General features: G+C 39.9%; 9 protein-coding genes and 1 tRNA gene. 4 read left to right on the plus strand and 6 right to left on the minus strand.

Annotated features, from left to right (window positions below):
- Nucleotides 1-128: 128 nt before the first annotated feature.
- The 6 genes from B4N75_RS08440 to lnt form a co-directional block, all read right to left on the minus strand.
- A tRNA-Met gene (locus B4N75_RS08440) sits at nucleotides 129-201 on the minus strand.
- Nucleotides 202-313: 112 nt separating this feature from the next.
- Entirely contained in the window at nucleotides 314-1,039 is a 726-nt protein-coding gene (locus B4N75_RS08445) for an anaerobic ribonucleoside-triphosphate reductase activating protein (protein ID WP_296707131.1), read from the minus strand.
- A 50-nt stretch (nucleotides 1,040-1,089) separates the two neighbouring features.
- Nucleotides 1,090-1,647: an anaerobic ribonucleoside-triphosphate reductase gene (nrdD, locus tag B4N75_RS08450; RefSeq protein WP_296668971.1), complete on the minus strand. Its 558-nt coding sequence runs from the start codon at nucleotides 1,645-1,647 to the stop codon at nucleotides 1,090-1,092.
- A gap of 27 nt (nucleotides 1,648-1,674) precedes the next feature.
- Nucleotides 1,675-3,810: a ribonucleoside triphosphate reductase gene (locus B4N75_RS08455; protein ID WP_296022730.1), complete on the minus strand. Its 2,136-nt coding sequence runs from the start codon at nucleotides 3,808-3,810 to the stop codon at nucleotides 1,675-1,677.
- 2 nt (nucleotides 3,811-3,812) lie between these two features.
- Nucleotides 3,813-4,316, minus strand: a complete 504-nt coding sequence (gene nrdR / locus B4N75_RS08460; protein WP_296668969.1) for a transcriptional regulator NrdR — start codon at nucleotides 4,314-4,316, stop codon at nucleotides 3,813-3,815.
- A gap of 47 nt (nucleotides 4,317-4,363) precedes the next feature.
- On the minus strand, nucleotides 4,364-6,052 hold the full coding sequence (gene lnt, locus B4N75_RS08465; protein ID WP_296668967.1) for an apolipoprotein N-acyltransferase: 1,689 nt from the start codon (nucleotides 6,050-6,052) through the stop codon (nucleotides 4,364-4,366).
- A 113-nt stretch (nucleotides 6,053-6,165) separates the two neighbouring features.
- Between lnt and B4N75_RS08470 the strand changes: the two genes are divergently transcribed.
- Genes B4N75_RS08470 through B4N75_RS08485 form a run of 4 tightly spaced genes read left to right on the plus strand, consistent with a single transcriptional unit; the run spans nucleotide 6,166 to nucleotide 10,965 of the window.
- A complete protein-coding gene (locus tag B4N75_RS08470; protein WP_296022733.1) occupies nucleotides 6,166-7,353 on the plus strand; it encodes a galactokinase in 1,188 nt (395 codons plus the stop codon).
- Nucleotides 7,346-8,125: a 5'/3'-nucleotidase SurE gene (gene surE, locus B4N75_RS08475; protein ID WP_296707133.1), complete on the plus strand. Its 780-nt coding sequence runs from the start codon at nucleotides 7,346-7,348 to the stop codon at nucleotides 8,123-8,125. Before B4N75_RS08470 ends, surE begins: the two co-directional genes overlap by 8 nt.
- Before the next feature lie 46 nt (nucleotides 8,126-8,171).
- A complete protein-coding gene (locus tag B4N75_RS08480) occupies nucleotides 8,172-8,858 on the plus strand; it encodes a tetratricopeptide repeat protein (protein WP_296022735.1) in 687 nt (228 codons plus the stop codon).
- 1 nt (nucleotide 8,859) lies between these two features.
- Nucleotides 8,860-10,965 (plus strand): hypothetical protein, encoded by a 2,106-nt coding sequence (locus B4N75_RS08485; RefSeq protein ID WP_296707135.1) that lies wholly within the window; start codon nucleotides 8,860-8,862, stop codon nucleotides 10,963-10,965.
- The last annotated feature ends 8 nt before the right edge of the window (nucleotides 10,966-10,973 follow it).

Genomic DNA, 10,973 nt, shown 5'->3' on the forward strand with positions numbered 1-10,973 from the left:
AAGTTTGCAACGCAAACTTTTAAAGATAAAAACAGACGCCATTTCCGGCTGTTTTTATCATGCCTCCTTTAAGACAGTATGGCTGAAAATAACAAGGGCTAGTCAAATTGACTAGCCCTTGAAAAAAGTAGGGGCAATAGGACTTGAACCTATGACATACGGAATATGAGTCCGGTGTTCTACCAGCTGGACTATGCCCCCAAGTGATTGTTCAACTATACCAAAGTACAAAAAAAAGGTCAAGTATCAAAATGTAAAAAAATTGAAAATAATCAAAAATAATTGGCTGTCTGTAAAAAATGCTTTTTATAAATTATCTTAGGCAGGAATTTTGAATAAATGTCTTTGCGTAGTTTATAAGTTCTGAAAGTTGAGATTCGCTGTAAGGTGGAAGCGCATTATAGAGAGGCTCAAGACAGTTTCCGGCAGAAAAACGTGCGAACTGCCATGAGGCGTCTTTTGGAAGAATTGCGGCGATATTTTCTATATCTTCTTTCTGTACGAGTGTCGGAACTAAAACTGTTCGGAATTCTCGGCTGGCGGAAGGATATTCTTTTAATATTTTTATCGATTTTTTTAAGGCCTGTTCATAATCTGTTTTGTCGTAAATGTTGGAATAATTTAAAAGCCTGTGATATTTGTGAGGGCTTGTTTTTATGTCCATTGAAATAAAATCTGGACGTGTCTGCGGATTTTTTGTAATTTGCTGTAAAAGTTCTGGCATTGTGCCGTTTGTGTCCAGCTTGATCTTGTAGTTTAATTTTTTTGCAAAAAGAATGAGTTCTTTTGTGTCAGGATTTAAAAGCGCTTCTCCTCCGGAAATTACTAATCCGTCTAGAACGTCTTTGCGTTTTATAAGGTGGGTTTTAATTTCGGTTAGGGTAAAAAGACCAGTGTCGTCTTGGGGTTTTGTTACTAACTGTGCATTGTAACAGTACGGACATCGCAGGTTGCAGTGCTTTAGAAAAACTGCGGCGCACACAGTTCCTGGAAAATCAACGAGAGATGTTTTTACGAGTGCGCCGATTTTTTCATTCATATAATTTGTTCAATTTGTCTTTTTATCCGGCAAATATAAAAATTGCGGAGTTAAACTGCCTGTGCCAGATTCATTTCTGGAATTGAAGTTTTTATGTCTTCTACGCTGTGTGCCCGCGCGATTTCAGTTCCATTTTCGTCATAGAAAATTACTGTTGGAGCAGAAAATACGCCTTTTGCGGCTGCAATTCTCAGTCCTTCGTCTGTATCAACATCAATTAACTTTCCTGTAAGATTAAGTTCTTCCATAAAGGCTTTTACTGGAGGACAGTTTGGACAAGTTTTCCTCATAAAAAATTCATAATCTGCCGGCACTGCCGATTCTTCCGAGCATGTGTTTTCGTTTTCTGAACTGTTTGTTTTGTTAAAAAGTGAAGCCTGAAGTTCCTGCTGACAGTCTGGCTGGCCTGAAAAAGTCTCGTCCACTGTAAAAAGTTTGCGATGATTGTATTCGTCGCGCTTTCCTTTGTTCCAGTTTTTTACGGCACGGTAATATCCTACAATTCTTGCATAGACCTCGGTTTCTGTTCCGTGCACGTTTTTGAGTTCTTCTCTTAAAGATTCAATCTGCGCATCGAGTTCTTCGATTGTTTTTGTCTGCTCTGTCATTTTATCTTCTCCCATTTTTGTTTATTGTTACTTTTTTTTGTTTAAAAGTGAATTTCGTTCAGCTTCAAGTTCTGCAAGTTTTTTTCTTAATTCTGCTTCTTTTTCTGCCTTGCATTTTGGACATTCAAAATGCTCTCCAGCAATGTAGCCGTGCACTGGACAAACTGAATATGTCGGGCTGATTGTAAAATACGGAATTCTGTAATTTGTAAAGACTTTTTTTACAAGATCACGGCAGGCGCGCCAGTCTTTTATCTGTTCTCCCAGGAACATATGGAAAACTGTTCCGCCTGTGTATTTTGTCTGCAATTTTTCCTGCTGGTCGAGGGCTTCAAAAACATCCGAAGTGTAATCGACTGGAAGCTGTGAGCTGTTGGTATAGTAAGGCTCGTCTTTTCCGCTTGTGATTATGCCAGGAAAGTTTGTTTTGTCATGCCGTGCCAAACGGTAAGATGTGCTTTCGGCAGGAGTTGCCTCAAGGTTGAACAGCTCGCCAGTTTTTTCCTGATAATCCTGCATTTTTGAGCGCATATGGTCGAGCACTTCACAGGCAAATTGATAGCCTTTTTTGTCTGTGATGTTTACGCCCAAAAAGTTCAGACAGCATTCGTTCATGCCGCACAGACCGATTGTGTTAAAGTGGTTGTCCAGTGTTTTTAGGTATCGCTTTGTGTATGGAAAAAGCCCGTTGTCCAAAAGCTTTTGAATTACTTTTCGCTTTATGCAGAGGCTTTGTTTTGCCAAATCCATTAGGTAGTCAAGCCTAGCGTAAAATTCTTCCTCTGTTTTTGCAAGATACCCGATTTGCGGAAGGTTGATTGTTACAACTCCGAGAGAACCTGTAAATTCGTCTGAGCCGAAAAGTCCGCCGCCTCGTTTTCTTAATTCTCGTTTGTCGAGTCTGAGCCGGCAGCACATTGAGCGGACATCATTTGGATTTAAATCCGAATTGATGAAATTTTGAAAGTAAGGTGTTCCGTATGCGCTTGTTATTTCAAACAAAAGCTTTGCATTCTCGCTGTCCCAGATGAAATCTTTTGTAATGTTGTATGTTGGAATCGGATATGCGAATCCTCGGCCGACGGCATCGCCTTCCAGAAGAAGCTCAAGAAAAGCTTTGTTTATCATGTCCATTTCTTTTTGACAGTCGCCGTATTTAAAATTCTGTTCTTTTCCGCCTACGATTGCTTTTTTATTCTTTAAGTCGTCTGGACAGATCCAGTCAAGCGTTATGTTTGTAAACGGTGCCTGGGAACCCCAGCGGCTTGGTGTGTTTACTCCGAATATGTAGCTTTGAATGCACTGTTTTACGCTTTTATAGTCAAGATTATCTGCTTTTACAAAAGGAGCAAGATATGTATCGAATGATGAAAGCGCCTGAGCGCCAGCCCATTCGTTTTGCATTATTCCCAAAAAATTGACAATTTGGTTTACCAATGTTGAAAGGTGAGATGCTGGTTTTGAGGTGATTTTGTCTGGAACACCGCCAAGTCCTTCCTGAATAAGCTGTCTTAAAGACCAGCCGGCGCAATAGCCGGAAAACATCGACAGATCGTGAATATGAAAAGCGCAGTTTTTGTGGGCTTCTGCAATTTCTGGAGTATAAATATTCTTTAGCCAGTAGTTTGCCGTTACTGTTCCTGAGTTGTGAAGAATAAGGCCTCCAAGTGAAAAATTCACGTTTGCATTTTCTTTTACGCGCCAGTCTGACTGTGCAAGGTAGCCGTCCATTGTTGCGTTTATGTCGAGCATTAAGGATTTTGAGTCGCGGATTGCCTCGTGTTTTGCACGGTAAAGAATGTATGCTTTTGCAACTTCAACTTCCTTTGCTTCTATAAGCACGTTTTCGACAATATCTTGAATTTCTTCGATTGCAGGAATTGAATGTGCGCGACGGCCTGCCAAAAGAACTCTCAGGTTTTCTTCAACCTTGTCTGTAAGTTCTTTTGCTTTTTCTGTGTCTGGAATTTTTGAAACAGCTTCAATTGCCCTGTTTACGGCTGATTCTATCTTTGAGCGGTCGTATTTTTCTATCGAGCCGTTGCGTTTTACAACCTGTCTTAAAAAGCCTTTTGTTTCTTCATCGCTGGATGAGCCCAAAAAACTTCTCCATTGCGGAAATATTGACAAATCATCGCTGTTTGTTTTTTTGAAAGATTCCACCTTTATTCTCCCTCTTCTGTTTTTTCTGTTTTGTTTTTCTTTTCACGGTTTTTCTTGGAAAGGTTGTTTACTTCTGTAACAAATTCCTCGAGATTTTCAAAGTGCTTGTATACGGAAGCAAAACGGATGTATGCAACCTTATCTATGTCGTACAGTCTTTCAAGGACGAATTCTCCCAATTCAGACGTTGAAATTTCTCGGTTCGCCTTGCCTGCGATTATTGCACGGTCTTCTATGTCATTTATGATGTTTTCTATCATATTTGTCGCAACCGGACGTTTTTCGAGGGCCCGGTCGATTCCCTTTTCGAGTTTTGTCCTGTCAAAAGGCTGCCTGCGTCCGTCTCTTTTTATTACCATAAATGGTTTTTCTTCGATTCTTTCGTAGCTTGTAAATCTGTATCCGCAGCTTACACATTCACGGCGGCGGCGGAGCGATTCTCCGTTTGCCATTGTGCGTGATTCAATGACTTTGTCGTCTAGGCTTCCACAGTAAGGACAGCGCATAAAAAAATATCCCCTCTAGCAATAGTGTTATTTTTATAACTAATTCATCATAAAACACTAAATCTAGACTGGCAATAGAATTTTTTTGATTTTGCGCAAAAAAACAAAAAACTGGCAATCAAGATTATAAGCAAATGAGGAAGCCAGTCTCCGAACTGAGAAGCGACAGTAACCTGCCTTCCGTAAACTGGAATTGAGATGCTTAAGTGAGCAGGCTCAAAAAGTGGAAGTGAAGAAATGACTTTCCCAGACGGAGAAATTACTGTTGTAACGCCAGAATTTGTGCAGCGGGCGAGGGTTGTTCTGAATTCAATCGCCCTGTAGGCTGCCACCGCAAGATGCTGGTATTCTGCTGACTGTGTTTTTGACCACGAATCGTTTGTGATATTCATAAAAAGCTCGGTTCCGGCAGAAAAAAGTCCGCGGAAAACGTGTCCAAAAGCGTCGTCAAAGCATATCGGAGCGGAAACTATAACTGAAGTTTTTTCCGGCTGTCTTTTTTCAAGAGAAATTATTTCCATATCAAGATTTTGTTTTGGCGAAGAGACAGGTATTTCAAAAACTGTGTTTTTTGTTCCTGCCGTCCATCCGTATGAAAAACCTGCGATTTTTTTTATGAAATTCCGTACAGGTTCGTATTCAACAAAGGGAATTGCTTCTGCAAATGGAACGAGATGAAGTTTTGAATATGCGCCTGCAAGTTCACCGTTTTTGTTAAAAAGAAGCGCCGCATTTGAAAATTTATGGTTTTCGCGGTCAAGAATCATCGCTCCGCCGATTATAAACGGAACTTTTTTTTCTTTTATGTATTTTATAAGAGGTTTTTTCTCCGGATGTGTCAGATAATATCCATATGAATCCGGCCATCTTCTGTTTAGGATGCCTTCGCTCCAGACAACTAAATCCGTTTTTTTATGGTTTGAAGAAAATTCTTTAATTCCCTCATCTGTAAGAAACTGAGAAACCTCAATTGCGTCTTTTTCGTTTGAGCGGTAAGTGTCCATGTCCTGCTGAACCATTACCGTATTGATATGCTTGACTGGAAATCTAGGTTTGTTGTATTGATAAAATCCATATATTGCTGTCAGTCCGAAGAGAATAAAAAATGTTTTTGCCGCGAGCTTGTACGAAAAAACGCAGCTTTTAAGGTTGAGGATTTTTTTATGTTCGTTTATAAGAAGAATTCCCTGCGCAACGACCGAAGAAAATAGCGCAAAAATAAAAGTTACGCCGTATTGGCCTGTAATGTCTGCGATTTGCATAAAAAACGGCCACGAAAGTGCTGTCATGGAAAGAGTTCCCCACGGATATGCTAAAAATCCTGTCGATTTGCACCATTCGTAAACGACATAGACGCCTGTAAACCAGAAAATCTTAATCAGAATAAAAATTCCCGGCAAACCCCTGTTTTTTTGAGAAAAAGGAAAGAATAAAAACCAGCCGATTATTCCTTCGATAAAGGCTGTTCCCAGAAGGCTTGCTCCGAGTGTAAAAAGCGCCATTCCCTGAAAATTTTTTAGCCAGAAACTTGAAAATAAATGAACAAGGCCTCCGTGTAAAAATGAAAGCCAGAATGCTTCTTTGTAACTTTGTGAACGTGAAATTGCTATATATAGAGGAACGAGTGCAAAAAGCGCAAAGAGCGGGCACCCGATTTTAAATAATTCATTTGGAATTGCAAGCGAAATTAGCAGGCTGGAAAAAAAAGATAAAAAAACTTGTAAAAAACAGAACATTATAATATCATTCTATAAATATTGATTTTTTTTAGCAAGGTTTTGAAAATATCCAAGCATATTTAAAAATGTAAATAAAAAGTTAATCGTTGCACCAAAAGTAGAGAGGCACTATGGAACAGGCAGATTTTACCAGAAATGAGCACTTGCAGGAATATCAGGTAAAACCAGCTGTTATTGCTGTTGCGAACGGCCGATTTCATTTGATTGGCGAACATACTTGGTTTGCAAAGGATAAAACTTTATCTATGGCAGTTGACCTGCCTGTTTTTGTCGCTGTTTCTAAACGGCAGGACGTTTCGCTCAGATTTTATTTTTCCCAGTTAAAAGACAGAAAACGCGGAACTTTAACCGCGTTGAAATTCAGAAAAGAAGACCGCTGGGCAAATGCTCTTAAAGCGATTGTTTACGGTTTTATTTCAGGTGGTTTTGACCTTTCTGGAATAGATTTTACGGTTTATTCCCAGGTTTTACCTTCTGCCGGATGCGGAATTACGACAGCAATAAAAGTTGCAACTGCCTATGCAATCAGAAAGCTTTTCAATCTTCAGTGCTCGGATTCTCAGCTTTTGCAGGTAATTGAGCGTGGAAACAAGATTTTCCTTAATCTTGAGAATTACATGGCGGATTATTTTTCTGCAATCTATTCAAAAGAAAATTCACTTGTTCTTACGGATTATTCAACAGGTTCTTGTGATTTGGTTCCGTTCAACTTTGAAGATAAGATAATTCTTCTTACAGATACTAAAGTTCCGAGAGTTGAAATTTGGAATGAAGAAACTATTCAGCAGCCTGAAAATGTCCTTCTTCTCGGCGAGTTAAAGGAACGGAAGTCAAATGTTTACGGAGGATGGGTTTATGAAGAAAATCCTTCCGAAGTAAATGATGTTCTTTCTGTGGTGCCGGAAGATACTCGAAGGCGTTTACAGTGCATTATGCGTGAACACAAATACGTCCTCGAAGCTCAGAAATCGCTTATGGCCGGAGAATTCGGAGGTTTTGCGAGGGCTGTTAATCACAGTTATAAAAATATGCGCGAAGACTATGAGCTTTCTTGTCCGGAAATTGATTGGATTTTAAAAAGATTGCAGGAGATAAATCCAAATGCGCAAGATTCAAGAAATCCAGTTTCGTGCGGAAGAATTACAGGCAAAGGTTTTGGACGCATGACTTACACGATTATGAACCGTTCAGACGAGCAGGCGTTTAGAAAAACTCTTGCCGAATACGAGCGAATTTTTGGATTCAAGGCGTCCTGTTACGAAGTCCGGCCTGCTGGCGGGGTACAGGTAATTGAATAATTCAAAAAAACTGAATTTATTGCTCACAAACGATGATGGAATTTCTGCTCCGGGGCTTCAGATTCTTGCAGAAACTTTAAAAAAAGTTGCAAATGTTTATGTTCTGGCTCCGTCTTCCAACAGATCTGCCGTTTCCTCTCATATTGTAATGCACGAGTCGCTGACTTTTAAGCGGTTTGCGGAAAACGAATGGTCTTGCTCAGGTTATCCTGCAGACTGCGTAATTTCGGCCTTGCGTTCAAATCTTTTTGAAAATGTTGAATTTGATGCTGTTTTTTCAGGAATAAACAAGGGCCCGAACATGGGAACCGACTGTATTTATTCAGGAACGGTCGCAGCGGCAAGACAGGCGGTTTTGTACGGTTTGCCGGGAATTGCAGTAAGCCTAAAAGCAGAAAGCGGAGAATATGCTCAGGACGGTTATGAATATGACGCATTGGCGGAATTTGTAAAGAACAACCTTGAAAGATTGATTTCGCTTTATGAGCCTGACTGTATTGTGAGCGTGAATGCGAAATCTCAGGAAAAATATGATTCAGCCTTTTTAACTTCCTTGTGTACAAGAGATTATAAAGATAAAATAGAATTTGATGAAATCGAAGAAGGTTTGCTGAAAAGCACTCTTTTAAGCGGAGATTTGACGACGACAGGACCTGAGCTATTGAACGAATATGAGGCGGTAGAGTCGGGAAACATTGCAATAACGAGAATTTGCGCTGAGCCTGTTGATTTTGAGCCGGCTTTGAACCGTAAGATTGATTTTGTTTTTTAGCTGGAAAATATCGTAATTCGGGTTAATGGGCGCGGGAGGTTGATTTATGGCAGAAAAAAGTTCATCGCCTCTTTTTGAGGGAATTTCTCTTTATAAAAAAGGCGATTATACATCTGCTCTTGCATTTTTTATTTCTCTTCCTGAAAATTCTGGAATTGATAATATTGAACTCGCATATTACATTGGTCTTTGCTATGCAAAACTCGAAAGATATGACGATGCTCTTTTGTATCTTGAGCAGGTTATAACTTCAGAAACTCAAAGTCCGCGCGTTTTGCAGTGCCGCTATCTTTTGGCGGTGATTTATGCGCTGATTGGAAAAAAACGCCTTGCCGATTTTGAATTGAATAAACTTCTCGAAACTGGTTATAAGCCGGCGGACGTTTACGCTTCTCTTGCCTATGTTGCATGGCAGCAGAATGAATTTGAAAAATGCCTCGATTATTACAAAAAATCGCTTGAAATAGATCCTGAAAACGTTACATCTCTTAACGGAATGGGCTATGTTCTTGCCTGCTTGGAAAAAGATCTTGCAAAGGCCCTGTCTTATTGCAAAAAGGCACTCGACAAAGAGCCTCAGTCCGCAGCCTGCCTTGATTCTGTTGGCTGGGTTTATTACAAGCTTGGCTTAAAAAAAGATGCTGCAAAATACCTTCTTCAGGCTTATGCCCTTCGTCCGGAAAATGCAGAAATCATCGAACATTTAAAAATCGCCCAGGTGGAAGTGAACTGAAATGAAAAATAAAATACTAAAAACCCTGATACTGCTGCCATTTTTTTTTGCAGGTTTTAATTCATTTTCTCAGAATTATATCTTTACGAGCGAGGAAGCCCGTGTAAAAAATTCAACTGGCGTGCGTTCTGCTCAGGCAGGTTTTGCTGAAGAGGAATTTAGAAAAGGCGTTCAAGCTTATTACCGCGGAAGTTACAATGACGCAATCTTGGAATTTGAAAAAGCTCTTTCTTATCTTCCGTCGGAAAATATAATTCTCGAATGGCTTGGAAAAGCTTACTATCGTGCAGGTCTTGAAGGAACAGCGCTTGAACAATGGCAGACAGCAAGCGATAATAATTACGGCGGACTTTTGCTTAAAAACAAAATAGAAATTGTCCGTGAAAGAAGAATTTCAAACAACAGTTACAATGACCCTGTAAAATACACGGAAAGCGGAAGTTATTCAGGAAATTCTCCGGACGGAAAAAATTTGGTTTTTAGCCAGCCCGTTTCGATTCTTGCAAATTCTGACGGCTCAATGTGGATTGTTTCTTATGGTTCAAACGAACTTTTAAGAATGGACATCAACGGTTTTGTTTTTGAACGCTCGAACGGATCTTTTGCAGGTTTTGACAGACCGATGGACATAATTCGCCTCAATGACGGTAATCTTCTTATAAGCGAATTTGCCGGAGACAGACTGAGTCTTTTTTCTTCAAGCGGAAGATTTTTAAAGCATTTTGGTTCTAAAGGCCTTGGAACTGGAAATTTTGTCGGCCCGCAGTATCTTGCAACTGATGAAATCGGGAATATTTACGTGTCAGATTTTGGAAATGCGCGGATTGATGTTTTTGACAGGGACGGAAACGGACTTTTCTTTTTTGGACAGAAAGCTGAAAAATCTTCCGGTTTTGACGGTTTAAAAGCTCCGTCCGGAGTTGCTGTCTCTGGAAATGAAGTTTTTGTCGCCGATGCTGTAACCGGAGCTGTTTATCGTTTTGATGCGGCAGGAAATTATCTGGGACTTTTGTGTCTCGAAAAAACTTTTGTTCACCCGGAATCAATGAAAAAATGGGGAAATTATCTTGTTGTTTGCGACGGAAATAAAATTTATTCGGTTGATACAGAAAATGGAACGGTTTTTGAAAATGTCCGCACTGGAAATGCTCCTTCTTATTTGACATGCGCGGTTCCTGACGTAAACGGAAATCTTCTCGCAACGGATTACCGCACGAACGAAATTTATGTAATGTCCAAGATGTCTGAACTTGTCGGCGGACTTTTTGTTCAAATCGAAAAAGTCGACGCTTCAAAATTTCCAGAGGTAAAGATTGAAGTTAAGGTTGAAAACCGCCACAGACAAGCAGTTGTCGGTCTTAAAGAGCAAAATTTTGTGATTACAGAAAAAAAAGGCTCAGTTCAGAATTATGTTTTTGAAGGCGCCTCTTATGTGAACGATTTTGCGGATATTACGGTTGTAATTGACCGAAGTTTTGAAGCTGCTCAATATTCGAGAGAAATTGAGGCCGCTGTCCGCGAAATTGCATCTTCTATGAATGAACACGCAAATAAAGGAACTCTTAGGATTGTAACTTCCGGGGCTGTTCCTGTACTTGAGTATGAAGGTTCTCCTGAAAAAGCCTTAAATTTTAGTCTTCAGTCGATGAAAAATCCTCTGTCAGAAAAATGTACTGTCGATTTGGCAATCAGGCTTGCTGCGAACGGTTTAATTTCCGGCGAAAAAAAGAGAGCGGTTGTTTTAATCGGAGCAGGAAAATTAAGCGAGAATTCATTTAACAGATACGGACTTACGGATTTGACCGCATATTTAAACAACAATTCAATTATTCTTTCGTCAGTTCTTGTTGCAAAAACTAGCGTGGCTCCTGAACTTGCATATATTTGCGAGCATACAGCAGGAAATGAATATTATGTTTACCGGACGGAAGGCTTAAAAAATGTCGTAAAAGATGTTATTGATGCTCCGTGCGGAATTTACGTTTTGTCGTTTACTTCATCGCAATCAACCCAGTTTGGCGAAAAATATCTTCCTGTCGAAGTTGAAGCGTATTTGATGAACCGTTCTGGCCGTGATGACAGCGGATATTTTGCTCCGCTTCAATAAAAACAATA

This window comes from Treponema sp. UBA7570, from assembly GCA_002477955.1.
Lineage (GTDB): Bacteria > Spirochaetota > Spirochaetia > Treponematales > Treponemataceae > Treponema_D.

Bases quoted from the DNA above. Each gene is read 5' to 3' on its own strand.
- B4N75_RS08445 (WP_296707131.1), bottom strand. From the start codon at position 1,039: ATGAATGAAAAAATCGGCGCACTCGTAAAAACATCTCTCGTTGATTTT.
- nrdD (WP_296668971.1), bottom strand. From the start codon at position 1,647: ATGACAGAGCAGACAAAAACAATCGAAGAACTCGATGCGCAGATTGAA.
- nrdR (WP_296668969.1), bottom strand. From the start codon at position 4,316: ATGCGCTGTCCTTACTGTGGAAGCCTAGACGACAAAGTCATTGAATCA.
- lnt (WP_296668967.1), bottom strand. From the start codon at position 6,052: ATGTTCTGTTTTTTACAAGTTTTTTTATCTTTTTTTTCCAGCCTGCTA.
- B4N75_RS08470 (WP_296022733.1), top strand. From the start codon at position 6,166: ATGGAACAGGCAGATTTTACCAGAAATGAGCACTTGCAGGAATATCAG.
- B4N75_RS08480 (WP_296022735.1), top strand. From the start codon at position 8,172: ATGGCAGAAAAAAGTTCATCGCCTCTTTTTGAGGGAATTTCTCTTTAT.
- B4N75_RS08485 (WP_296707135.1), top strand. From the start codon at position 8,860: ATGAAAAATAAAATACTAAAAACCCTGATACTGCTGCCATTTTTTTTT.